The sequence below is a fragment of the Amycolatopsis jiangsuensis genome (genome assembly GCF_014204865.1).
Lineage (GTDB): Bacteria > Actinomycetota > Actinomycetes > Mycobacteriales > Pseudonocardiaceae > Amycolatopsis > Amycolatopsis jiangsuensis.
Genome location: NZ_JACHMG010000001.1, coordinates 7,199,904 through 7,224,122, shown reverse-complemented (window position 1 = coordinate 7,224,122; position 24,219 = coordinate 7,199,904). Strand labels below are relative to the sequence as shown.

Genomic DNA, 24,219 nt, shown 5'->3' with positions numbered 1-24,219 from the left:
TCGGGGATCTTCACCGGGATTCACGGTGGGAGCGGCACTCCGCGCGGGCTGGCCCGGTAGTCGTCGCGGCTGACGACTTCGCCGTTCTCGCCGCGGACGCAATGGACGACGTGGCGGGCCTTCGCCATGTGCCGCCCGGTCCGCACGGCCTCTTCGCGGGTCTTTGCCACGTTCGAAGCGCGCTGGTGACCGTCCACCCGGTTCTTCCACAGCCCGTTCTCGTACACCGTCTCGACGTCGCCCTCCATCGGGCGCCCTCCTCTCCCGGAAAGCCCGGCCTACCCGTCCGGTGGTGCGCCGAAACCCCCTGCGCCTGGGGCGACATCGGGATCGGTCGTGGTGTGCGGCACCGCGACCAGGGTCAGGACCTGGTGCGCGACGCTGCCGAGCGGGGCATAGAGGCACAGCGGCGGACGGCGGTGGCCGTCGCCGGGCGCGCTGACGGGCGAGAGCAGTTTGACCGCGGTACTCGCCAGGTGGGTGACCGCGGTGAGGTCGACGGTCAGGTCGTGGGTGCCGCCGAGGGTGAACCGATCGAGTTCGGCGGCGACGTGGTCGATGTTCGTCGCGTCGAGCGGGCCGTACACGGCGATCCGGTTGCCCGGGGCGTGTGGCTGGTCGAGGACCAGAGTCAGCTCGCGGAGTTCGTCGGGGCCCCGGACCGGGACGCCGTCGCTGAGCTGCCCGGTCGTGAGCAGGCGCGCCGGACGGGACAACCGGTGACGCAGGATCGCAGTGGTGCCGCTCTCGTCGTGGTCGAGGTCGAGGGCGTCGACGAACCTGGCGGTCATCGCGAGCCCGAGACCGTGGTCGCGGCGGAAGGATTCGTCACCGGGACGGCTGCGTTCGCGCCACTGCCCGTCGTCGGCGACCACGACGCGGACCACACCACCGGCGTCCAGGTCGGCGCTGATCGTGATGGTGCCGGCGGTGCTGTCGGGATGACCGTGCTCGACGGCGTTGGTGACCAGTTCGGACACCGCGTGCGCGAGCGCGGACCGGTCCTCGTCGCCGGCTTCCTGGTTGCGCAGCCAGGAATCCAGGTCCCGCCGTGCGGTGCCGATCGCGTCCGGTCCGGTGGGCATGCACAGGCGCAGCGGAGCGGAAGGGGTACGGCGCTGCGCGGCGAGCAACGTGATGTCGTCGGTGTGCCCGGTCAGGCGGACCAGGAGTTCCAGGGTGTGCGTGCAGGCCCGGTCGACCGCGGACAGCTCGTGGTCGGCGAGACCCCGTCCGGCGACGGCGTCGGCCACCGTCCTGGCCAGTTCGGCGGTCGCGGCGGCGGGCTCGCGACCGGGCCGTTCGAGGATCCCGTCGCTGTAGAGCAGGACCACCTGGCCGAGATCGAGCCGGTCGGTCACGACGCTGTAGTCGGAGCCGGTGCCCAGCGGCCCGTTGCCGGAGGCGGGCAGGTACCGGGCGGAGTCCGCGCCGGCCAGGAGCGGCGGCGGATGCCCGGCGCTGCAGCAGGTCACCGTACCGTCGGCGAGGTCGACGAGCGCGGCGCAGACGGTCGCCGCGCTCGCCTCGGCAACGCGGTCCGCCACCCGGTCGGCCGCACGGACCGCGGTGAGCACATCACCGGTCTCGTCGAGGCGGTCCTGCAGGACCGCGCGCAGCTGCCCCATCGCCGCGGACGCGGCCACCCCGTGCCCGACGACATCACCGACGACCAGCGCGACGCGGTCGGCGGACACCGGGATCGCGTCGAACCAGTCGCCGCCGGCCGCGTTCTCGACGTCCACGAGGAGGTAGCTGCCGGCGACCTGTGCGGACGGCAGCACCGGCAGTCCCGAGGGCAGCAGCCGCCGCTGCAGTTCGGTGACGACTTCACGGGCCTGTTCGTAGCGCTGTTCGGCATGTGTGGCGCGGTGCTGTTCTTCCTGGCGGCGACGGACCTGCTCGCTCACGTCGATGCAGTAGCCGTTGACGCCCACGACAGTGCCGTCAGTGTCCCGGTAGGGCTCGGCGAAGTAGTCCACGAAGCACTCGCGCACTTGCCCGGTGTCCTCGCGTTCGACCTGGATGCGCCATTCCCGGCCGATCCGGCTTTCCCCGGTGCGCAGAACGTGCTCGGGAACCTGGATCAGCTGTTGTCCCTCCCATTCCGGGAACAGCTCCCGGATGGTGTGCCCGACCAGGTGCTGGTTGCCGGCGAACGCGCGGAACGCCGCATTGGCCGCGACGACGCGAAGTTCCGGTCCGTGATAGGAGATCGCCATCAGCCCCAGTGACTCGAACCGGTCCCGGACGGTCCGCGCGTCACCGATTCGTTCGTCCGCCTCGTCGGCCACGTCCGCCTCACCACCCTCCGGCGAATCGGCCGGGCTGCCCGTCGAGGGCGGCTACCCCGTATTCCCCGGACCACACCTGCCGCGGTGCGGCCGAACGGATGGGTCAGGAAGGCGTTCCGGCAGCCAGAGCGGCGTGCAGGTCGGACACGGCGGTGCGGACGCGCCGGTCGTCGTCCCACTGGGCCCAGCGGCTCACTGCCTCGGCGATCCGGTCGAGCTCGTCGGCCTGGGCGTAGGTGAGGCCACGTCCGGCACGACCGTCCACAAGGGACAGGACCGCACGGCAGGACCGGCCTTCCCCGTCGACGACCGGTGTGCTGCACGCGAACAGAATGCCTTCCGCGCGCAGCATGTCCAGCGCGGGCGTCCCGGCGAGCGGCACGTCCTCGCGGACGTCGCCGACGGTCACCCTGGTTCCGCCGCGGGCCGCACGGGCGCAGGGGGTCGACTCGTGCCCCGGCTGTCCGAGGTAACGCCGCAGGTCCCGGCCGATCCCGTGGGCGCTGGCCATCCGCAGGAAACCGCCTGCCACGAGCTGGGCGTAGCCGGCCGGAGTCTCCGTCGCGCGCAGGGCAGCTCTCAGCGCGTGGTCGAGCACCGTCACGAATTTCGGCGCGGCGACGGCGCCCACCGGGAACGGGAGGATCGGTTCGGCCGCCTCCCCGGCGGCCGGCTGCCCCGGGAACGCCGGGCCGGCCGCGGCGGCCGCGAGCCGGTGGACCCGGATCCGGTGCTCACGCGCCACCGACTGGAGCAGGCTGACCGCGGGCCCGGCGTCGGACAGCCCGTACTGCTCCTGCAGCTGCCGCACCGCTTCCCGGATCACGAACCAGCTGTCCGGCAGGGACGCCGGCCGATCGGGTGCCGACAGCGCGGCGGCCACGGACTCGTGCACGGTCAGCACCACCCTGGCTTCCGCGATCTCGACGACCCGGGCGACCACCGGGTTGGCGCCCACCACGATCCGCGTCCGGCGACCGGCCGCACCCCACTGCTCGGCGAGGTGAGCCAGCACCCGGCCACCGGAGGCGGTCAGCAAAGTCAGGCCGGAGAGGTCGATCAGGACGTCCGAACCGGACGACGCGGCCAGCTCACGCAGCCGGTGTCCCCAGTCGGCACAGTTCGCCCCGTCGATGTCCCCGCGGACCACGATCAGCACGGGCCGGGGCATCCGCTCGCCGGCCACCGGCTCGGCGCGTGCCTCCCATCGCCGCATCTCGCTCCCCCGTCCGGACCGTCCGAAGATCCACAGTGCCCCTGCGCGCGGCTGTCGGCTATCCGCAAAACGACCAGCTCAGGGCTGATCAGCTCGCCAGCGTGCGGCCGGGATGCCTGCCGTAGGCGGTGCGGTAGTCGGCGGCGAAGCGGCTCAGGTGCGCGAAGCCCCAGCCGGAGGCGATCCGCGTGACGGTGTCTCCCCGGTCCGGGTCCGCATTCACCAGGTCCCGGTGTGCCGCGGCGAGCCGGATCCGTTTCAGGCAGGCCATCGGCGTGGTGCCGAGATGCCGGCGGAAGGCGTGCTGCAAGCCGCGCGGGGTCATCCCGACCGCGAAGGCGAGCTCAGTGAGGCTGACGGGTTCGTGGGCATGCTCTTCGAGGTAAGCCATCGCGCGGCGCACTGTCACCGGATTCACGTCGTGCCGTTCCGTGACCGAAGGTTCTTCGACTGCGGTGTGCGGGAAGGTGGCCAGGAAAAGCTCGGTCACGAAGCGAGTGGCGTTGCCGACCACGAGCGGGCTGGCAGTCGCGTTCTCGTCCGCGAGCACGGCCTGCAGGTACTGCACCCCGCGCCGCCACGAACGGCGGTCCGCGGCGGTGCGCGGCTGCATGCCGGTCAGCCGGGGCCGGGGCACGCCGTCGGGGCGGGCCAGCTCCGCGGTCGAGGGGGCGAGCCCGACCAGCTTCACCTGGGCGTCCTCGGACCGGCAGCTGTGCGGCAGGTCGGGCTCGGCGAGCAGGAACACGTCACCGGGACCGTACTGTTCGGTGACCCCCTCCGTCGAACGCTCGAACCGGCCGGCCGACACCTGCGCCACGAGCAGGTGCCCGAGCGGCTCGGTGCGGTAGGCGACGTCCATGGTGTTGCGGTAGTCGTCGAGCCACACAGTGCCGGCGGAATACCGCACCTGCCGCAGCCGGAACCGCTGCGGTACACCCCGCACGCGCATCGCGTTGTCGGCGTAGGCCTCGGCGAGGAACTGCCCGGCGAGCTGAGGATCTTCCGTCTGGAAGCTGCTCCGGGTGACCAGATCGCCCGCTTGGTGTGCCACAGGATCACCTCATCGAACGCGCGAGCAGCGCGCGGCGGATACCCGCTCTGCCCGGGGTCAATCACCGAAGTTCTTCTCGCCCGCACGGAAGGGTGAAACGCGCGTTTCCGGTGTAGCTGTCCGGTCAGGGGGTAGCCGGAGTCGACCGCAGCGAGACCGAGCCCGGTGAGGAGGACGCCATGCACACCCCGAAGTGGCCTGGCTGTGTGCTCGCCGCCACGGACCGGGTCGCGGCTCGGCGGTGAACGGGCAGCCGGGCGGGCGCGCAGGTGGAAGTCATCGCGCTGCGACCGCCCACGCGGAGGGTGGCTCGGACCGGGACGGCCGGGATCCCGACCCTGTCGCCGGAAGATCGGGACGGGCCACCCTCACCTCTCTGCCTCCGCCCGCCTCAGGCGGGTTCGATCGCCGTGGCGAACTGCATCGGGAACATCCGGATCACGCGGCGGACGGTCGGGGCCGCGGGCGGGCGGACGCTGACCCGGACGCCACGCTCCCGGCCCAGCAGGTACGCCAATTCGAGCGCGCGCAGCCCGGCCGAGCCCAGGAAGGACACGTCCGTCAGGTCGATCACCAGCGTGCTGATCGTGCCGTGCAACCGGTCCTGGAGCTGCTGGTGCAGCCGCGGCGTGCTCGCGTAGTCCACGTCGCCACCGACCCGGAGGACGACCGTGTCGGACGTGGGACGGTCAGTGCCCATGTGGAGTGGATGGGGTTGCCCGAGGGTGCTGGAATGAAGTTCGTCTACGGCGTTTCTCACGGTGGCGCCTTTCGTCAGCCGCACCCGGGCCCGGGCTGAAGCGCGATCGCGCGATAGCGGCGCGCGACGACTGACACCCGGATGCAGGAAGATCAGGTGCAGCCTGCTGCTTGACCGCACTATGACCGTAGCCGCCCTGTCCGCCGAACGCCAGCGGTTCGGCGCGGAGAAGCCCTGACCGGGTGCTGTCCGAACTCGTCGGTAATCCACAGTGGACGGTGCTGCGCCGGGTCGCGCCGCGCCGGTTACCCGGTTCCGCGGTGGGTACCGGGCAGGGATGGAATCCTTCCGGCAACCGCCGCCCGGTGTCGCGCTGGCCGAAGAGGCGCACGCCGCACTGCGCCGGCTTCGTCACGAAACCGGTGGCCGCGACCTCGAGTCCCCCGCAGAGCTGTACCGGACGCTCGGCCTGCTGCACCAGCTCGCCGACGACCTCTCCCAGGTGCTGCCGTCGCTGCACGACCAGCTGGAACGCGCACTGCTGGCCGGGCGGCTCCAGCACACCGCGCTGGCCGCGACGGCGCGGGAAACCATCGACGCGGTGGCGTCGGCCGGGCACAGCATGTCGGTCGCCCACTACACCGGGCTGCTCGTCAGTCAGGAACTGCGCAAGGCCCACGCGGCGGTACGAGATCTCGCGGCCCCCTGAACCTCCGATCAGGCGACAACTCCCCCTCGCCGCTTCGCCTCTCCGCTCCCCCTCGCCGCTCCGCCTTGCTGCTCCCCCTCGCCGCTGCACCTCGCCGCTCCACCTCGCTACTCCCCCGACCCCGCCGGAAACTTCCGCCGTAGTCCGGGACGCGATTCGGATCGTGCGCAATTCGGCTGTCCACCACCGGTTTGCGGTAAACCCGGCCGTTGCGTTTCTCCGTGCCGGACCGGGGTAGCCGGAACGACACCCACCCGAGAGGAGAGTGCCGTGGCGAGCGCGCACATCGAGGAGATCCTGCCGGGCAGAGCCACCACGAGGCTCGTGCCCGCGGTGCCGGCTTTCCCGCGCGGCGACGCGCTGCCCGTACGCGGGCTGCTGCGGTTGCCCGGGGTGTACCGGCCGCAGGCCGACAGCTGCCTGCTGGCTTCGGTCATTCGCGCCACGACTGTGCCCGCTCGGGCGTCCGCGCTCGATCTGTGCACCGGGACGGGCGTGCTGGCGCTCGTACTGGCGCGGACCGGTGCGGAATCCGTGCTGGCAGTCGACCTTTCCCGGCTCGCGCTGTGTTCGGCGCGGATGAACGGCGCGGTGCGCCGGCTGCCGGTGCGCACGCGCCGGGGCGGTCTGCCCACGGCGGTCACGAACGGGCCCTACGATCTCGTGGCCGCCAACCCGCCGTACGTACCGTGCCCACCCGTCACCGACCGCACCCTGATGAGCTGCGACGCCGGTCCGGACGGACGTGCGGTGCTCGATCCGCTGTGCGAACAGGCACCCGCGCTCCTGGCCCCGGAGGGACAGCTTCTGCTGGTGCACTCCACGATGTCCGATGTGGACCGTTCCCGCGAGCTGCTGGAAGCCGGCGGGCTGCGCACCTCGATCGCCGCGAAGGCGGTGGTGCCGTTCGGGCCGGTGGTGTCCGGCCGGCTCGAGTTCCTGGTGGAACACGGCTTCGTGGCACCCGACGCCCGCGACGAGGAACTGGTGGTACTCCGTGCCCAGCGCTGACATGCCCAGCGATGACGCCGCGCGCCAGGTGACCGTGGTTCCCGGCGGGCCGATACTGGTCGAAGGACCGGTCGAACTGCGCACACCCGACGGCGAAGTCGTCCGGTCCGACCGCTTCGTCGTCGCGGTGTGTGCCTGCCGCCGCAGCAAGCGATTCCCCCTCTGCGACACCAGTCACCGGCGCCGCACCCGTCGTCAGTCCAGCGACTGACGCAACGAGGTCTTCCCGCTCCGCCAGGCGCCCAGCAGGTGCTCCTCGAGCCGTCCCTCCAGGTACCCGGTGGCCTGGATGCCGAAGACCACGTCGGCGGCCAGTTCCGGCTCCTCGGACAGCAGGCCGCCCACCACGTCGGTGCGCATGACCTGCTCGTGCACCGCGTCGGCTTCCACGTGCTCGGTGTAGAAGAAGCGGCATTCCGCGGGCCCGCCGAGGCGTTCGAGGGCTTGGTCCAGCCGCTGCGCGGACGGCGCCGTGGTGATCTCCGCCGCGGCGAAGTGGCCCACCAGCGCACCGCGCAACCGCCGGTGCAGACCGAACAGCGACATCATGTTGACGATCGCCAGCATCGGCGCCGGCACCCGGTCCAGCAGCGCCAGGTAGTCCGCCGGCAGACCGGCGGCCCGCAACAGGTCGGCGAACAGCTGCGCGTGCACGCGTTCGGCCCGGCCGCCGCCGAACTCGTCGAACTCCACCGCCACGAGCGCGGCCTTGGCCCGGCCGTGGAGCCGGGGGATGACCCACGCGTGCGGATCGGCCTCCTTGAGGTGGTAGATCGAGCGATGCGCGAACATTTCCCGCAGCTGCCACCACTGTCCCTCGTCCCGCAGGAAGTGCGACACCCCGGTGCCGTCGACCGGTTCGCTCAGCAGGCCGGTGAACTCCTGTTCCACGTCGTCGCCGCCCGGTACCGCGGCCCGCAACGCGTCCAGGAACCGGGCTTCCAGTACCGCCCGCCAGGCCAGCAGCGATGCGTCCCACTCCCGGTCCTCGGGGACGCCGGCCAGTCCGCGGTAGTGCAGTTCGTAGCACAGGTGCAGAGCGAGCTGGACATCGTCGCCGAGCGGGTCCGCGTCGGCGACACCGGCCGCGGACAACGGAGCGTCCGCCGGACCGGCGAACGCGGCGAGAACGGTGTCCGAGACCGGACCGCGTGCGTTCGGCAATGCTGCGGAAAGTTCCAGTGTCATACCACCGGGCTACCCGGCAGGGGCCGGTTCACGCCTCGCCGAGGGGACCGTGCGTTCCATCAGCGACCGGACGACCGCGGGCAGCCCGTCGGCCGCCGTCGCGAGCTGGGTGACCGAACCCGTGCCCCGCCACAGCACCTCCCGCACCAGGGAGCCGGCGAGCGCTTCGTCCCCGCACGCGGCCAGTGCCGGCCGGACGTGCGCGAGCAGTGCTGCGACCAGCTCGCCTGCCGGTCTGCGCCGCTGGGCCAGCGGATCGACGAGGGCCCCGGTCAGCCCGTACCGCGACGCGGCCCACACCGCCGCCGCGCACACCTGTGGCGACAGTGGCTCCGCCTCGATCCCGCACGCAAGGTCCGTCAGCGCGGTGTCCACCAATGCCCGCGCCAGCACGGCTTGCAGCACCGAACCTTCCACAGTGGACGATACGTCCGCCACCCGCAGCTCCACCGTCGGCAGCCGTGGGGAGACCCGGGCCAGCCAGAACGTCTGGTCCGGATCGACGAGCGCGCCGCAGTCCACGAGCGCGCCGACCGAACGCTGCCACTCGTCGTGACTGCGGAACTGCGGCGCCAGCCCCGATCCGGGAAACCGGGACTGCAGCACCATCCGCCAGCTGTGGTAGCCGGTGTCGTGGCCGCGGTCGAACGGCGAGTTCGCCGACAGCGCCAGCAGCACCGGCAGCCACCGCCCCAGGTGGTTCACCACGGCCACCGCGGTGTCCCGATCCTCGACGCCGACGTGCACGTGACAGCCGCACGCTTCGTAATCGCCGACGAGTCCGCCGAAGGTGTCGTCGATCCCCCGATACCGCCCGGATTCCTGGCCCGGCGCCGCCGACCCCGGCGCCAGCGGCGGAGTGCCGGAGGCGATCAGCGCGCAGTCCTCCGCCGCCGCGGCCGCGGCGAGCAGCCGCCGCCCGGCGACGAGCTGGTCCCAGATCTCCGCGGCATCGCCGCACACCCCGGTCGCCAGCTCGATCTGCGAAGGCCGCAGCTCCCGCTGCACGGTCGCGCCGTCCGGCAGCCGCGCGTGCCGGACCCGCGCGAGCACGCGCTCCGCGCACGGAGAGGTCGTTCCGGTGCACGGATGCAGCAGCAAGAACTCCTCTTCGACACCGAGCGTGCGGGCGGCGGACGGGCTGCTCACACGAAGGCGCTCATCCCGGTGATCGAGCGGCCGACGATGAGCTGGTTGATCTCCCGCGTCCCCTCGTAGGAATAGAGTGCCTCGGCGTCGGCGAAGTAGCGGGCGACGTCGTTCTCCAGCAGGATCCCGTTGCCGCCGAACACCTCGCGGGCCAGTGCCACGGTTTCCCGCATGCGGGTGGTGACCACGGATTTGGCGAGTGCCGAATGCTCGTCCTGGTTGATCCCGGCGTCCTGCAGCCGCGCGAGCCCGGTCACCAGCGCCAGCGACGAGGTGACGTGCCCGGCCATGGTGGCGAGATGGTCTTGCACCAGCTGGAACTTCGCGATGGGACGGCCGAACTGCTCGCGTTCGCGGGCGTAGACCAGCGCCAGTTCGTAGGCGGCCATCATGCAGCCGACCGAACCCCAGGCCACGCCGCCGCGGGTCAGCCGCAGCACGTCGCTGGTGTCGCGGAAGGTGTTCGCGTTCTGCAGCCGGTTCTCCTCGGGCACCACGCAGTCCTGGAGCAGGATGTCGGCGTTCTCCACCGCGCGCAGGGCGATCTTGCCCTCGATCTTGTGCGGGACGAACCCGGGCGTGCCCTTGTCGACGACGAAGCCCTTCACGTGATGGTCGGCCTCGTCGCGGGCCCAGACGACGACCAGATCGGCGAAGGTCGCGTTGCCGATCCACTTCTTGTGCCCGTTCAGGATCCATCGGTCGCCGTCGCGGCGGGCGGTGGTCTCCAGCCCGCCCGCCACGTCCGACCCGCCGTGGGGTTCGGTGAGCGCGAACGCGCCGATCTTCGTCATCCGCGCCATGTGCGGCAGCCAGCGGTCCCGCTGCTCAGCGGAGCCGCACCGCTGGATGCTGCCCATCGCGAGACCGCTGTGCACCCCGTAGAAGGTGTTGACCGATGGGTCGGCCCGGCAGATCTCCAGCGCGAGGAACCCGGTCAGCAGCCGGCTGCCGCGGTGCGCGGCCAGTCCGTCGTAGGGGAGCCCGGCGATGTCGAGGCGGGCGAACCCGTCGATGAGCCGGTGCGGAAACTCCCCGCGGGACCACTGCTCGTTCGCGATCGGTTCGACCTCGGTGCGCAGGAACTCGCGCACCCGCATCACGATGGCCCGTTCCGCCTCGTCGAGCTGGTTCTCGTACCCGAAGAAGTCGCCGGTCAACGTCTCGAACGGCCGGTGCTGGGCGGTGGTCACTGGTTTTCTCCCGTCCGTATGACGCCCTGGTCCGCGAGCGCGGCGATCCGGTCGGCGGGCAGGCCGAGCTCTTCGAGGAGTTCGGTGGTGTGCTCCCCGAGGTGCGGGGTGTGCCTGCGGACCGTGGCCGGGGTACCGGACAGCCGGACCGGGCTGCCCACCAGTCGGTACTCGCCCTCGGTCGGGTGCCGGGCGGTGCTGACCACGCCGCCCTCGCGGAAGTACTCGTCGGACGGCGCGTCATCGAGATCCAGTACCGGGGCGAACGGGATGCTGTGCTCGGCGCACAGTTCCGCCCACTCCGCGGTGGTGCGCTGCGGGCTCAGCCCTTCGATCAGGGCGTAGAGGTCCGCGTAGTGGCGCGAGAGCGAGCCCGCGTCGGCGAAGCGCTGGTCTTCGGCGAACTCCTCGCGGTCGACCGCGAGGAAGAAGTCGTGGATGTTGCGCGGGGTGTAGGGCAGGATGCACGCCCAGCCGTCCGCGGTCGGGACGGCGCGGTGCCCGGTCGAGAGCGAACGCGGGAACCCGACCGGCCCCTGCGGTGGTTCGAAGGTCTGCCCCGACAGGTGCTCCACGAGGTTGAACGCCAGCATGGTGTCGGTCATCGGCACCTCGACGTGCTGGCCCTGCCCGGTCGCACGCTGGTGCACCACCGCCGCGAGCACCGAGTAGACGATGGTCAGCGCGCACACCTTGTCCGCGAGGATCGTGGGGACGTAGGCCGGCTGCCCGGTGGCCCGGCGCATCAGGTCGGCGAGCCCGGAGGCGGACTGCACGATCTCATCGTAGGCGGCCAGGTCGGCGCGTCCGGAATCGCTGCGGAAGCCCTGAGCGGTGCAGAAGACCAGCCTCGGGTTCACCTCGGCCAGCGACTCGGGGTCGAGGCCGAGCCGGCGCAACCCGCCGGGCCGCGTGTTGGTGATCAGCACGTCGGCCGAACGGACCAGCTCGAGGAAGGCCTCCCGACCCTCGGGCGCCTTGAGGTCGAGCGCGATGCTGCGCTTGTTGCGGTTGACGTTGAGCGCGAGCGCACCCATGCCGGGATGCCGCCGCGGATGTGTGTGCCGGGTCAGGTCGCCCGCGGGTGGTTCGACCTTGATCACGTCGGCGCCGAGGTCCCCGAGGATCTGTGCCGCGTACGGGCCCATCACCACGGCCGCCATGTCGATGACGCGCAACCCGTCCAGCGCGCCCGCGGGATCACTCACTTCGGCTCCTTTCGGCTGTCCACCGGGCCTACCCGCGGTGCGGGCGGGCAAACCCGCACGGGGTTTAGCTGCGGGCCCGCCCGGCAAACCTCAGTGCGTACAAGGACGGCGTACGAGGAGGAGGTGAGCCGACGTGACCGCTCCAGGGCCGGAACCGGACGAGGTGCCGGGCCTCGAACCGGGTGGCTCCGTGCGGCCCGGCGACACCCCGCCGGACGCGGGACAGACCTCGGGCCTGTCGCATCCGCAGCCCATGCCGTCCCGGAAGCTTCCGATCGGCTGGCTCATCGTGATCGTGGTCCTGGTGCTCGCGGTGGCGGCGTTCTTCGTGCTCAAGGCCACGGATTTCCTCTGATGCGGTCGATGGTCAGCACCGGGGCGCAGCTCTACGTCGCGCAGCTGCGGCTGAGCAACCAGAAAGCCTTCTATGCCAACGCTCATACGCTGCACCGGAAACTCGACAAACATCAACGGCCGGCGCAGGCCCGGCCACCGCGGCGGTACAAGCACGTGGTCGAACGCTCGGTGGTCGACGGCTTTCCGATTTGGACCGTCCTGCCGCGCGGGCGGATCGAGCAGCATGTGTTCCACCTGCACGGCGGCGGATACGTCGAAGAGATCGAAAGCCACCATTGGCGCTTCGCGGCCCGGCTGGCCGACCGGATCGGCGCGGCGGTGACGCTGCCGATCTATCCGCTGGTCCCCCGACACGGGCACACCGAGACGTTGCCGATGGTGCAGCACAGTTTCGACCAGGTACTGGGCGATGTCCCGGCCGAGGACATCGTGCTCTCCGGCGACTCGGCAGGCGGAGCGCTGGTACTGGCGATCGCGCAACGCCTGCGCGAAGAAGGCAGGGCCCAGCCGTCGCGGACGCTGCTGTTCTCCCCCTGGCTCGACGTGACCCTTCCCGATCCCCTGTCGGAGCTGATCGACGAGCACGACCCCATGCTCGGCCTCGCAGGTCTGCGTGAGGCGGGCCGCATGTACGCCGAGGGCGGTGACCGCGCCGATCCGCGAATCAGCCCGCTGCACGCCGACCTGACCGGGCTCGGCCCGTTCAGCCTGTTCATCGGCACCCGGGACCTGCTCCTGCCCGACGCCCGCCGGTTCACCGCGCGGGCCGAGGACGCGGGCGTGCCGGTCGACTACTACGAACACCGCGGGATGTTCCACAACTGGGTCATGCAGCGGATCCCCGAAGGCCGGGAAGCGATGAACCACGTCGAGCGGATCCTGCGGCGCCCACCGTCGGCTCCGTGACCACGGCCGGGCAGCCGGTGGACACCGAATCGCCGGAGGAGGATCGTCGTCTGCGGCGCGAACACGGAGGGGACCCGGGCAGGCAGATGACGCAGGTCGAGATAGGCCATCGCCACGTCGACGACGTACTGGTGCTGACCCTGCCCGGCATTCTGCCCGGCGGGGTGCCCGGCGACATCGCCGCCGCGCTTCTTTCCGTCGCCGCCGAAAGCACCGCGGGAATCGTCCTCGACCTCGCGGAGGTACGCGTGCTGCCCGTGGACGCGGCACGCACGGTGATCGCCTTCGCCCGCGCGCGAGCGAAGGCGGGTCAGCAGTGCGTGCTGGTCACGCCACCGACCGGGACTTCGGCCGGAGTGGTGCTCGGGCAGGTCGATCCACGCCGTTCGGTGCCCCGCTACGCCACCGTGGACCTGGCGGTGGCGGGTCGCTCGTCGCCGGACGCCGGCCTGGAGTTCGACACCTCCGACCTGCGGCGGGCGGAGGACTTCCTGAGCCGCGCGTACGGCCCGATGCGGATCCACAGCCCGAGTGGGCGGGCCGACCTGCGCATGCACCGGGTGGCCGCCGACCGCGTGGTCACCGACCGGGTCGAGGTGGGGGTGGAGCTGAGCTACGAGATCGAGCCGCTGGGCCGGATCTGGCTGCGCGACCTCGACGCCGGCAGCGTCGAACACCACCAGGCGGTCGGGCAGCCCGGCGCGGAGTCGTACCGGCCGGGTGAGCTGTTCGTCCCGGCGCCGCCGGACCAGCCGTGCCGAGGGCGGCTGGTCCGGGCCCGCTACCGCGACACCCTGGTGTCGCCCGCGGTGCTGACGGAGGTCGCCGGGGAGCCGGTCCGGTTGCTGGGATGGCGGCCGCTGACCCGTACCGGACAGCGGCACGTGCAGGCAGCCGTCCGGCATTTGCGAGGGGAAGTCCTCAGCCGGCCGGAATTCCGTGCCGAACCGCTGATCGTGTCGGCCGCGGCGCGGTACCTGGCCGCGGCAGTGCTGAACTCGTTCGACCACACCACGGTCGCCGCCGCCAGGGACGCCGGCGGGAACGACGCGCATCCGCGGGCGCTGCGCCGGGCGATCGCGTTCATCGAGTCCCACGCCGACCGGGACATCAGCGCGGTCGACATCGCCCGTGCCGCCTCGGTCTCGGCCCGGTCGGTGCAGCTGGCGTTTCGCCGGCACCTCGGCATGACGCCGATGGCGTACCTGAGACAAGTCCGGCTCGATCACGCGCACACCCAACTTCGGTCGGCGTCCCCCGCGGACACCACCGTCACCGAGATCGCGGCACGCTGGGGTTACAGCCGGCCAAGTGTCTTCGCCGCGCGTTACCGAGCTCAGTTCGGTGAAACACCGTCGCACACGCTGGATGCCGATTGACTTTTCGTTTTCACGGCCACGGCTTCGTGATCACTGCTAGCCGATCGTATGGACCAGGCGCTGGAGTAGTGCATCTTGCAGTACCAGTCCGGAGGGGGAAGGGGCCCGAGCGTCGTCATGCACAGCTTCGAGGAGGAGCTCACCGGCAACACCCGCGCCAGCGTGGAACCGTTCGAGACCCTGACCCGGCTGCTCGTCGAAACGAAGACCGTGGCCGAAGCACTTCAGCTGGTCGTGGACGCCGCCGGGCACGTCGTACCCAACGCTGCACTGGTCAGCGTCACGCTCTGCACTCCGGGCGGCGAGTTCTACACGCCGGTCCGGACCGACGCCGTCGCTGTCGCCCTCGACGAGGTCCAGTACCGCAGCGGATCGGGCCCGTGCCTCGACGCGGCCCGAACCGACGGGCCGGGGTACGTGGACAGCACAGACCTGGCCGTCGAGAACCGCTGGCCGCAGTTCGCCGTCGCGGCGGTCCAGCACGGGTACGGCTCGATCCTGTCGACCGAACTGGTCCCGTCCGGCGAGGCCGGACGGCTGTCCGGGGCACTGAACCTCTACTCACGCTCGCCCGGCGGTTTCACCGAAGGTGAGCGCTACACCGCCCTTTTGCTGTCCACGCACGCTTCGCTGGCGCTCGCCCACGCCCGTGGTGTCGAAATCGCCGAGCTGGAGCGCGCGCAGCTGCAGCACGCGATCAGCACGCGCGACCTCATCGGCCAGGCGAAGGGCATCCTGATGCAGCGCCAGGGCATCAGCGCCGACGAAGCTTTCGCCACGCTGCAACGGACTTCCCAGGACCTGAACGTGAAGCTGGTCGACCTCGCCCGCACGGTCACCGAACGCCACAGCGAGCTCGAGAGCTGACTGTTGCGGGTCATCGGAGCCAGAGCACGATGGCGGCGATGGTGAGTTCGGCCGGGTCGTGAGCGGAACGTGATCCGCCGGTGCCTGGCCCGGGGTGAGCAGGAACCGAGCGGTCGCCTGGTTCGCGGAGAGACCAACGGCAAAGCATCGAAAGCTTCCAGCGCACCCTGACCGACGGGCGGGCCTACGCCCCGCTTCTACACCAGCGAACACGACCGCAGGTCAGCGCTACGGAGGCGGCTGCACTTCGACGACCGACCCCACTCACCCCTCGGAGGCAAACCACCCATCACCCGGCTGACCAACCTCCCTGGACACCACACCTAGCCACCCGGCGGTTCCTGCGCGAGCAGCTGCCCGGATTCCAGCAGCAGGGCGTGCACGAACGCCTGGGGCAGGTTGCCCCGTAGCTGCCGCTGCCGGACGTCGTACTCCTCGGTCAGCAGGCCCGGCGGGCCGCAGGCGGCGCGGGTGCGTTCGAACCACCGGAACGCCTCCACCCGGCGGCCCTGGTGCCACTGCGCGAGCGCCATCACGAACCCGCACAGCAGGAACGCTCCCTCGGCATCACCGAGGGGACGCTCGTCCGCGGCGAAGCGGTAGAGGTACCCGTCTTGACTCAGCTCGGCGTCGACGGCGACGAGGGTGGCGACGGTACGGGGGTCGGTGGGCGAAAGCGCGCCACGGACCGGGGGCAGCAGCAGGGCGGCGTCCGTTCCCTGGAGAGCCGGGGCACGCTGCCAGGCGCCACCCGGTCCGATGCACCGGCGGGCGGTTTCGGCGAGCAGCTTGTCGGCCAGTCCGGACAGCTCCGCGGCGCGATGCGGTTGGCTCTGCCCGGCGAGCGCGCGGAGGCCGGCGACGCAGGAGAGCCGCGAATGGCTCCACCAGTCGTCGTGCAGTTCCCACACGCCCGCGTCGAGCTCGTTCCAGCGCCGGGCGATCAGGTCGACACACAGGTCGGCGGCACGGGCGGCGTCGGCGGTGAGGTGGTCGTACCGGGCCGCGGCCGCGTACAGCTGCAGCAGCTCACCGGGGGTGTCCAGCTGGAACTGGGCGTTGACGTGGTTGCCGGCGACCGGGTTGCCGCCGGGGTAACCCGGCAGGTCGATGACCGTTTCGTCCGGCAGTACCGAGCCGTCGGTGCGGTAGGCGGGCAGCAGCTTGTCGCCGTGGGCGAGGACCCGCGCGGTGGCGAAGCCGACCGCGTCGTCCAGCAGCGGATCCGGTCCGGCCACGGACGCGGCCAGCCCGGCGTAGCACTGATCGCGCAGCCACACGTAGCGGTAGTCGTAGTTGCGGCCCGCTTCGGCCCGCTCGGGCAAGCCGAGAGTGGCGGCCGCGACCATCCCGCCGCCGTTGGTGGTCAACCCGCGCAGTACGGCGTAGGCGTGCCGGGCGTCGCGCGGAGCGACTGTGTCGCACAGCGAGGGCACGGCTTCATGCCAGGTGTGTTCGGTCGCCCGCCACAGGTCGTCGGCACGAACCGGCTGCGGCAGTGCTTGGTCACTGATCTCCAGGACCAGGTCGTGCCGTTCGCCCGCGGGAACGGTCAGCTCGAGCATCAGGCGGCCGTCGTCGTCGGCCCGGGCATCCGCGGCGCCGGTCCACCGCATCGACAGGTTTCCCGTTCGCGCGGTCCAGACGCCGTCGTTCCGGGCAAGCTCACGCAGGGGTTCGGCACCGAAGGACGCACGCAGGTCGAGCTGGACGTGCATGGCGACGTCACGTTCGGGCGCTTCCAGCCGCCGCAGCAGCACCGCGCGCCGGGGATCGGCGGGGTAGGCCAGCGCGTCCCGGCATTCCGTGACGGTGCCGGTGCCGACCCACCGGTTGTGCCAGATCAGCGTGCCCGGTTCGTAGTAGCCACCCCAGACCGACGTTCCGGCGGGGCTGACGGAGTACACCCCGCGTCCGCCGATAAGCGAGGACAGCACGGCGTCATCCGCCCAGCCCGGGACGCACAGCCAGGCCAGATCGCCACGCGGCCCGCACAACGCCCCGCGTTCGCCGTCCGCCAGCAACGCGTACTCGCGCAGCACGTGCGGTGGAAAGTCGTGCCAGCCCTTCACCGGCGGGTGCGCCACAACGTCAGCGCGGCCGCGGTGAGCGCGCCACCGCAGGCCGCCAGCACGCCGTGGTGCCGGCTGGCCCACAGCTGCGGACTGCGCGACGAGGACGTGCTGTCGAACTCCCCGTGTGCACCGAAGTCGTCACCGCCGCGGCCGTCCGCCGGCTGCCACAGGTTCGCCGGCTGGTCGGCGGGAGTCGGCTGCTTGGTCTGCTGGGACTTGATGCCGGTCTTCGCCAGATAGCGGTCCAGCACCCCGGGCGCGACGGCGTTGGCGATCAACGTGCCCACGGTGCTGCCGCCGACCCAGTACTCCCGGCGACGAGGGTGGGCTGCGGCGTGCAGCACCGCTTCGGCAGCGACTTCGGGCTGGTAGATCGGCGGGACCGGCTGGGCGTGGCGCGGCAGCCGCGAGAGCACCCAGGAGAACTGCGGGGTGTTGACGGCGGGCATCTGCACCATGGTGACGTGCACCTTGCTGCGCTCGGCGAGCAGCTCGCACCGCAGCGCCTCGTTGAAGCCCTGGATGGCGTGTTTCGACCCGCAGTAAGCGCTTTGCAGCGGAATCCCGCGATAGGCCAGCGCCGAGCCGACCTGTACGACGGTGCCGCTGTCGCGGGGCCGCATCCTCTTGAGCGCGGCCAGCGTGCCGTGCACGTAGCCGAGGTAGGTGACCTCGGTGATGCGGCGGAACTCCTCCGGCCGGATGTCCCAGGCGCGGGCGAAAACCGAGGTGAACGCGACGTTCACCCACGTGTCGATCGGGCCGAGTTCACGTTCGACACGGTCCGCCGCCGCTTCCACCTGGCTGTGGTCGGCCACGTCGGTCGGGATGGGCAACGCCGTGCCGCCGGCCCGGCGGATCTCGTCCGCGGCCGCGTTCAGCCCCGCTTCGCCGCGGGCGAGCAACGCGACGCGGTGATGCTGCGCGCCGAACGCGCGAGCCACGGCGCGGCCGATGCCGCCGCTCGCACCGGTCACGACGACGACCTGGTCACGGCTGCCGGAGACGGTCATGCTTGCTCCTTCGCGGCGGGGGCATCCAGTCCCCTTGCCAGCAGTTCGGCGAGGTGGACACCGTCGCGGCCGTTGCTGTCGAGTTCGTGGATCTGCGTGCGGCAGCTGAACCCGTCCGCCAGCACGACAGTGTCCTCGCCTGCTTCTCGGACCCGCGGCAGCAGCACCCGTTCCGCGCAGGCTTCGCTGACTTCCTTGTGGCCCTTCTCGAAACCGAAGTTTCCGGCGAGGCCGCAGCAGCCGGAGTCGAGCTGTTCGGCGTCCACCCCGGCCTCGTGCAGCAAACTCCGGTCGGCGTCCCAGCCCAGCACCGCGTGCTGGTGACAGTGCACCTGCGCGATCGCCTCCGCGGCCACCTTCGGTGGTTGATAACCCGGTGAATGCTCGGTGAGCAGTTCGGCGAGCGTGACCGTCTGCCCGCGCAGCCGGCGGACGTCCTGGTCGCCGGGGAACAACTCCGGCGCGTCGGAACGGAACACCGCGGTACAGCTGGGTTCCAGGCCCAGCACGAGCCCGCCTTCGCGGACGTGCGGGGCCAGCTCGCGCACGGTACGCGAGAGAATCCGCTTGGCCACGCCGAGCTGTCCGGTCGAGATCCAGGTGAGCCCGCAGCAGAGCGGCTTCTCCGGCATGGTGACCCGCCAGCCGGCGTCTTCGAGCACCCGGACCGCCGCCTGGCCGATGCGCGGGTGGAAGTAGCCGGTGAAGGTGTCCGGCCACAGCATGACTGTCCCGCGTGCGCCGCTGCCGGCCGGACCGCGCCGGGCGAACCATTGTTGCAGGGTTTCCCCGGCGAACCGCGGGATTTCGCGGTCCTCGACCCCGGCCGCGCGGGTGGCCAGCCGGGACAGACCCGGCATGTGGGTCAGCGCGTTGATCACCGGCCCGGCGTGCAGCCGGCCGACGAGCCGGGCGATCGCGGGCAGCCAGCCCATCGTGAAGTCCGACCGCGGCCGCTGCCACGGCCGCCCCGCGTAATGGTGCGCGAGGAACTCCGCCTTGTACGTCGCCATGTCCACATTGGCCGGACAGTCGGTCTTGCATCCCTTGCACGCCAGACACAAGTCCAGCGCGTCCTTGACCGCCTCCGATCGCCAGCCGTCGGTGAGCGGACCGTCGCCGTGCCCGCCGAGCATTTCGAACAGCAGCCGCGCCCGGCCGCGCGTGGAGTGCTCCTCCTCACCGGTCACCTGGTAGGAGGGGCACATCACCTGGCCGCCCTCGGTGCTGTGCTGGCGGCACCGGCCGACCCCGACGCAGCGGTTGGCGGCCTGGGCGAACGACCCGCCGTCGTTCGGGAACCGGAAATGCAGCCCCTGCGGATCGGCGGGCGACCAGTCCCCGCCGAGCCGCAGGTTCTCGTCGAGCCGGTACGGGGCCACGATCTTGCCCGGGTTCATCCGGTCGTCCGGATCGAACACGGCCTTGAGCCTGCCGAACGCGGTGACCAGCTCCGTGCCGAACATCCGGGACAGCAGCTCACCGCGCGACTGCCCGTCGCCGTGCTCACCGGAGAACGACCCGCCCATGCCGGCGACGAGGTCCGCGGCGCTTTCCATGAACCGCCGGTAGTGGGCGACGCCCTCGGCGGTGTAGAGGTCGAACGGAATCCGGGTGTGCACGCAGCCCTGTCCGAAGTGGCCGTACAGGCTCGGGCCGGTGTCGCTGGCGTACCCGAACTCCCGGTACAGCTCGCTCAGCTTCCGCAGGTACTCGCCGAGGCGGTGCGGGGACACCGCCGAGTCTTCCCAGCCTTCGAAGGTGTCGGCCTTGCCGGGCACGTGCGCGGTGGCACCCAGCCCGGCTTCGCGGACCTGCCACAGCTCGTTCTCCCGGTCGGGATCGTCGAGGAAGGCGACGTCGGCTTCGTTGTCGGTGTCGCGCAGGGCGTCCAGCAGCCCGTGCGCGCGACGTTCGACCTCTTCGGCAGTCTCGGCACCGAACTGGACCATCAGGAACGCCCGGCCTTCGGGCAGTTCGGCCAGCGCACGCGGATTGAGACTCTTGATCTGCTGGTCGCGGATCAGCTTGTGGTCGACTCCTTCGAGCGCGATCGGCTCGTGCGGGAGGATCGCGGGCACCGCGTCGGCCGCGGTGGCGATGTCGGGGTAGCCGAGCACGACCAGCGTCCGCTCGGGCAGCACCGGAACCAGCTTCAGCTCCGCACGCAGCACGGTGACCAAAGTGGACTCCGAGCCGACCAGCAGGCCGGCGACGTCGAACCGGTGCTCGGGCAGCAACGAGTCGAGGTTGTAGCCCGACACCCGCCGGGGAATGTCCGGGAACCGGCGGCGGACCTCGTCGGCGTACTCGTCGCGCAGCCGGCGCAGCTGCCGGTACACCGCGGCCCGCGGGTCACCGCGGTGCTCGATCCGCTCGTACTCCTCGTCGCTGGTTTCCCCGCACCAGAACCGGGTCCCGTCCGGCAGCAGCACCTCGAGCCGGGCGATGTTGTCCACCACCTTGCCGGTGCGCTGGGCGGTGGCGCCGCAGGAGTTGTTGCCGATCATGCCGCCTAGCGTGCAGTTCATGTGGGTGGCCGGTTCCGGCCCGAACCGCAGGCCGGTGTCGGCGAGCTGCCGGTTCAGCTCGTCCAGCACGATCCCGGGCTGCACCACGCAGGTGCGCGCGTCCGCGTCGACTGACTCCAGCTTCGTGCAGTACTTCGACCAGTCGAGCACGACCGCGGTGTTCGTGCACTGCCCGGCGAGGCTGGTGCCACCGCCGCGGGAGAGCACCGGCGCGCCGAACTCCCGCGCCACGTCGAGCGCGTCGGCCGCGTCGTCCGGCGACCGGGGCACGACCACGCCGAGCGGCACCTGGCGGAAGTTCGAGGCGTCGGTCGAGTACGCGGCGCGCGTGCCGCTGTCGAACCGCACTTCCCCGCGCACCCGGTCCCGCAGGGCGGTGGCCATCGCCTCCACATCGACGTCGGGATGGGGACGGTGCACCAGCGGGTCCGGAAGGTCGACGGCGGTCATCCGGGTTTCCTCCTTCAGGCCAGGTATTCGGCGGCGGCGTCGGGCTGGAACGTCAACCCGTGGCCGGGCTCGGACAGGGACGGGGTGACGGTGCCGCCGCCGGGGTCGAGGCAGCCTTCGAAGAAGTGCCGCTCGATGCGGTCGTGGTCGGCGAACCACTCGATGTGGCGGAAGTTCTGGGTCGCCACGGCGATGTGCGCGGACAGGTTGGGCGCGCAATGCGCGGACACCTCACGGTTGGCCGCCGCGGCGAGCGCCGCGCACCGCTGCCACTCGGTGTAGCCACCACAGCGGGTCACATCGATTTGCAGACAGTCCACCGCGGGCACCATGCGGGCGAAGTAGGGCAGATCGTAGCCGTACTCGCCGGCGGCGATGTCCGGCCCACCGGACGACCGCAGCCGGGCCAGTCCGTCCAGGTCGTCGCTGGAAACCGGCTCCTCGAACCAGGTCACGCCCAGCTCCCGCAACGGCTCGAGCAACCGCGCCGCCTGCCCGACCGAATAAGCGCCGTTGGCATCCACGTACAGGTCGGCGTCCTCGCCCACCACTTGCCGTGCCAACCGGATCCGCGCGAGGTCGCGCTCCACTTCGGTGCCCCAGGACTCGCCGATCTTGATCTTGACCCGCGGAATGTCCTGCTCGTGCACCCACTGCCGCAGCTGCAGGCTGAACTCGTCGTCCGGCATCGTGGTGAAGCCGCCGCTGCCGTACAGCGCCACCCGCTCGTACACCCGGCCGAGCAGCCGGCTCACCGGCAGCTCCAGCCACCGCGCCGCGGCGTCCCACAGCGCGATGTCGATCGCCGACAGCGCGCAGGAAACCAGGCCGGGACGGCCGAGGTTCCGGATGGCCCGCTGCATCGCCGTCCAGCACCCCGGCACGTCGGCCAGCGGACGCCCGGTGACCACCGGCGCCAGCTTGCCCTCGATCAACGGAACGCACGACGCGTCGGCGTAGGTCCAACCCAGCCCGGTCACCGGTCCCGCCGCCACCTGCGTGACGATGATCGTGGTGCTGTCCCATGCGAGCGTGCCGTCGCCCTCCGGTGCGGGCGTGGGCACCCGGTACGCGTCCGCCGTCACCCGGTCGAGGACCGGGGACCGCTGGGTCACTTCTCCCGCCGCCCGGGGACGAACTCCTGGAGCTTGGTCTTCACACCCTGGGCCACCAGGTGCAGTGCGTTCGGGTCGCCCTTCAGCACCGCCTGTGCCGCGGACTTCATCTGCTCGAACGTCGCGTGCGGCGGGATCGGCGGCACCTCCGGGTCACAGCGCACGTCCAGCACCGAAGGCCCGTCCGCGGAGAGCGCCGCGTCCCAGGCCTCGCCGAGCTGCTCGGGCCGGTCGACGTTGCGCGCGGTCAGGCCGAGGGACCGGGCGAACCCGGCGTAGTCGACGTCGGGCAGGCTCTGGGACTCCTCGAACTTCGGGGCGCCGCCCATTGCCCGCAGCTCCCAGGTGACCTGGTTGAGGTCGTTGTTGTGGAACACGCAGATCACGCACCGCGGGTCGGTCCACAGGCTCCGGTAGCGGGCGATGGTGATCAGCTCGGCGAGGCCGTTCATCTGCATCGCGCCGTCGCCGACGAGCGCGATCACCGGCCGGTCCGGATGCGCGAACTTCGCCCCGATCGCATACGGCACACCGGGACCCATGGTGGCCAGGGTGCCCGAGAGCGAACCCCGGATCCCCCCGCGGATCCGCAGGTTCCTGGCGTACCAGTTGGTCGAGGAGCCGGAGTCCGCGGTCACGATCGCGTTGTCCGGGATGCGACGGGAAAGCTGCGACACGATCGCCATCGGGTTCACCGGCTCGGCGGCCACGTCGGCTTCCCGGTCGACGGTGTCCCACCAGGACGCGACGTTCTTCTCGATCGTCTCCCGCCACGACCGCTCGTCCTTGCGGCGCAGCTTCGGCAGCAGCGCGCGCAACGTGGCCGCGCTGTCGCCGACGAGGTTCACCTCGGTCGGATAGCGCATGCCGATGAACCGGCCGTCGAGGTCGATCTGCACGGCGCGGGCCTGTCCGAACTCGGGCAGGAACTGGCTGTACGGGAAGTTCGAGCCGACGATGAGCAGGGTGTCGCAGTCCCGCATCAGCTCGTAGCTCGGCCGCGTGCCCAGCAGCCCGATCGCGCCGGTCACGTACGGCAGATCGTCCGGCAGGACGTCCTTGCCCAGCAACGCCTTCGCCACGCCGGCGCCGGTGACGTCGGCGACTTCGCGCACCTCGGCGGCGCCGGCTCGCGCGCCCTGGCCGACGAGGATCGCGACCTTCTCGCCCGCGTTGAGCACTTCCGCCGCCCCGTCGAGGTCGCCGTCGGCGGGCACCGGGCGCGGCCACGCGGTCCCCGGGGTGCTCGACGGTACCTGCTTGAACGTGTGCTGCGGCGGCGAGTACTCCTCCTCCTGCAGGTCCGCCGGGATGATCAGCGCTGCCGGGCCACGGCTGGCCTGCGCGCTGCGGATGGCGCGGTCGAGCGCGTTCGGCAGCTGCTGGGCCACGTTGACCTCGACCAGGTACTCGCCGGCGACGTCCTTGTACAGCGCCTGAAGGTCCACTTCCTGCTGGTAGCTGCCGCCCATCGCGCTGCGCGCGGTCTGGCCGACGATCGCCACCACCGGAACGTGGTCGAGTTTGGCGTCGTAGAGCCCGTTCAGCAGGTGGATCGCCCCCGGCCCGGAAGTGGCCATGCAAATCCCGACCTCGCCGCTGAACTTCGCGAAACCGACTGCCTCGAACGCCGCCATCTCTTCGTGCCGGGCCTGCACGAACCGTGGCTCGTTGCCGGCCTTGCCGAACGAGGCGACGATGCCGTTGATCCCGTCCCCGGGATACCCGAAGACCTGCTCGACACCCCACTCCCGCAACCGCTGCAGCAGGTAGTCGCCGACTGTCTCAGCCATGAAACCTCCTC

21 protein-coding genes and 1 pseudogene are annotated in these 24,219 nt (G+C 71.3%); 8 read left to right on the top strand and 14 right to left on the bottom strand.

Going from position 1 to position 24,219, the window contains the following annotated elements:
- Positions 1-20: 20 nt before the first annotated feature.
- The 5 genes from BJY18_RS32715 to BJY18_RS32695 all read right to left on the bottom strand — a co-directional run bounded on the left by BJY18_RS32715 (position 21) and on the right by BJY18_RS32695 (position 5,264).
- Positions 21-248 (bottom strand): DUF2188 domain-containing protein, encoded by a 228-nt coding sequence (locus BJY18_RS32715; RefSeq protein WP_184783718.1) that lies wholly within the window; start codon positions 246-248, stop codon positions 21-23.
- Positions 249-278: 30 nt separating this feature from the next.
- The gene (locus BJY18_RS32710) at positions 279-2,294 is read right to left on the bottom strand and encodes a SpoIIE family protein phosphatase (protein ID WP_221458062.1); all 2,016 of its coding nucleotides are present in this window, start codon (positions 2,292-2,294) and stop codon (positions 279-281) included.
- A 103-nt stretch (positions 2,295-2,397) separates the two neighbouring features.
- Entirely contained in the window at positions 2,398-3,510 is a 1,113-nt protein-coding gene (locus BJY18_RS32705; protein WP_184783717.1) for an STAS domain-containing protein, read from the bottom strand.
- A gap of 88 nt (positions 3,511-3,598) precedes the next feature.
- Positions 3,599-4,564: a helix-turn-helix domain-containing protein gene (locus tag BJY18_RS37865; RefSeq protein WP_184783716.1), complete on the bottom strand. Its 966-nt coding sequence runs from the start codon at positions 4,562-4,564 to the stop codon at positions 3,599-3,601.
- A 391-nt stretch (positions 4,565-4,955) separates the two neighbouring features.
- Positions 4,956-5,264 (bottom strand): STAS domain-containing protein, encoded by a 309-nt coding sequence (locus tag BJY18_RS32695; RefSeq protein WP_184783715.1) that lies wholly within the window; start codon positions 5,262-5,264, stop codon positions 4,956-4,958.
- Positions 5,265-5,601: 337 nt separating this feature from the next.
- Between BJY18_RS32695 and BJY18_RS32690 the strand changes: the two genes are divergently transcribed.
- The 3 genes from BJY18_RS32690 to BJY18_RS32680 all read left to right on the top strand — a co-directional run bounded on the left by BJY18_RS32690 (position 5,602) and on the right by BJY18_RS32680 (position 7,195).
- Positions 5,602-5,973, top strand: coding sequence for a hypothetical protein (locus BJY18_RS32690; RefSeq protein WP_184783714.1), 372 nt, complete (start codon positions 5,602-5,604; stop codon positions 5,971-5,973).
- A gap of 270 nt (positions 5,974-6,243) precedes the next feature.
- Positions 6,244-6,984 (top strand): methyltransferase, encoded by a 741-nt coding sequence (locus BJY18_RS32685; RefSeq protein ID WP_376774743.1) that lies wholly within the window; start codon positions 6,244-6,246, stop codon positions 6,982-6,984.
- A gap of 1 nt (position 6,985) precedes the next feature.
- Complete coding sequence (locus BJY18_RS32680) at positions 6,986-7,195, top strand: CDGSH iron-sulfur domain-containing protein (protein ID WP_184784992.1); 210 nt, start codon at positions 6,986-6,988, stop codon at positions 7,193-7,195.
- Here BJY18_RS32680 and BJY18_RS32675 read toward each other — a convergent pair.
- The 4 genes from BJY18_RS32675 to BJY18_RS32660 are packed head-to-tail and all read right to left on the bottom strand — an operon-like array spanning position 7,180 to position 11,722.
- On the bottom strand, positions 7,180-8,172 hold the full coding sequence (locus BJY18_RS32675; protein WP_184783713.1) for an iron-containing redox enzyme family protein: 993 nt from the start codon (positions 8,170-8,172) through the stop codon (positions 7,180-7,182). The genes BJY18_RS32680 and BJY18_RS32675 overlap by 16 nt on opposite strands.
- Before the next feature lie 9 nt (positions 8,173-8,181).
- On the bottom strand, positions 8,182-9,321 hold the full coding sequence (locus tag BJY18_RS32670; RefSeq protein ID WP_184783712.1) for a carboxylate-amine ligase: 1,140 nt from the start codon (positions 9,319-9,321) through the stop codon (positions 8,182-8,184).
- Positions 9,318-10,481: an acyl-CoA dehydrogenase family protein gene (locus tag BJY18_RS32665; RefSeq protein ID WP_184784991.1), complete on the bottom strand. Its 1,164-nt coding sequence runs from the start codon at positions 10,479-10,481 to the stop codon at positions 9,318-9,320. Before BJY18_RS32665 ends, BJY18_RS32670 begins: the two co-directional genes overlap by 4 nt.
- 29 nt (positions 10,482-10,510) lie before the next feature.
- Positions 10,511-11,722, bottom strand: coding sequence for a CaiB/BaiF CoA transferase family protein (locus BJY18_RS32660; protein WP_312874039.1), 1,212 nt, complete (start codon positions 11,720-11,722; stop codon positions 10,511-10,513).
- Between the two features lie 133 nt (positions 11,723-11,855).
- Here BJY18_RS32660 and BJY18_RS32655 point away from each other — a divergent pair, with 133 nt between their 5' ends.
- The 5 genes and pseudogenes from BJY18_RS32655 to BJY18_RS37185 form a co-directional block, all read left to right on the top strand.
- On the top strand, positions 11,856-12,077 hold the full coding sequence (locus BJY18_RS32655) for a DUF6480 family protein (protein ID WP_184783711.1): 222 nt from the start codon (positions 11,856-11,858) through the stop codon (positions 12,075-12,077).
- An 8-nt stretch (positions 12,078-12,085) separates the two neighbouring features.
- On the top strand, positions 12,086-12,985 hold the full coding sequence (locus BJY18_RS32650; RefSeq protein WP_184783710.1) for an alpha/beta hydrolase fold domain-containing protein: 900 nt from the start codon (positions 12,086-12,088) through the stop codon (positions 12,983-12,985).
- Positions 12,982-14,364 carry a helix-turn-helix domain-containing protein gene (locus BJY18_RS37860; protein ID WP_221458059.1) on the top strand — a complete coding sequence of 461 codons (1,383 nt, stop codon included), beginning with the start codon at positions 12,982-12,984 and terminating at the stop codon, positions 14,362-14,364. Before BJY18_RS32650 ends, BJY18_RS37860 begins: the two co-directional genes overlap by 4 nt.
- 117 nt (positions 14,365-14,481) lie before the next feature.
- Entirely contained in the window at positions 14,482-15,231 is a 750-nt protein-coding gene (locus BJY18_RS32640) for a GAF and ANTAR domain-containing protein (protein ID WP_184783709.1), read from the top strand.
- A 114-nt stretch (positions 15,232-15,345) separates the two neighbouring features.
- A pseudogene (locus BJY18_RS37185) lies at positions 15,346-15,558 on the top strand (integrase core domain-containing protein); the annotation flags it as partial.
- Here BJY18_RS37185 and BJY18_RS32635 read toward each other — a convergent pair.
- The 5 genes from BJY18_RS32635 to BJY18_RS32615 are packed head-to-tail and all read right to left on the bottom strand — an operon-like array spanning position 15,555 to position 24,208.
- Positions 15,555-17,318, bottom strand: a complete 1,764-nt coding sequence (locus BJY18_RS32635; RefSeq protein WP_184783708.1) for a glycoside hydrolase family 15 protein — start codon at positions 17,316-17,318, stop codon at positions 15,555-15,557. The pseudogene BJY18_RS37185 and the gene BJY18_RS32635 overlap by 4 nt on opposite strands.
- A complete protein-coding gene (locus BJY18_RS32630; protein WP_184783707.1) occupies positions 17,300-18,319 on the bottom strand; it encodes an SDR family oxidoreductase in 1,020 nt (339 codons plus the stop codon). Before BJY18_RS32630 ends, BJY18_RS32635 begins: the two co-directional genes overlap by 19 nt.
- A complete protein-coding gene (locus BJY18_RS32625) occupies positions 18,316-21,300 on the bottom strand; it encodes an FAD-binding and (Fe-S)-binding domain-containing protein (RefSeq protein WP_184783706.1) in 2,985 nt (994 codons plus the stop codon). The genes BJY18_RS32630 and BJY18_RS32625 overlap by 4 nt, the downstream gene beginning before the upstream one ends.
- Before the next feature lie 14 nt (positions 21,301-21,314).
- A complete protein-coding gene (locus tag BJY18_RS37855) occupies positions 21,315-22,415 on the bottom strand; it encodes an enolase C-terminal domain-like protein (RefSeq protein ID WP_184783705.1) in 1,101 nt (366 codons plus the stop codon).
- On the bottom strand, positions 22,412-24,208 hold the full coding sequence (locus tag BJY18_RS32615) for a thiamine pyrophosphate-requiring protein (RefSeq protein WP_184783704.1): 1,797 nt from the start codon (positions 24,206-24,208) through the stop codon (positions 22,412-22,414). The genes BJY18_RS37855 and BJY18_RS32615 overlap by 4 nt, the downstream gene beginning before the upstream one ends.
- Positions 24,209-24,219 lie beyond the last annotated feature (11 nt).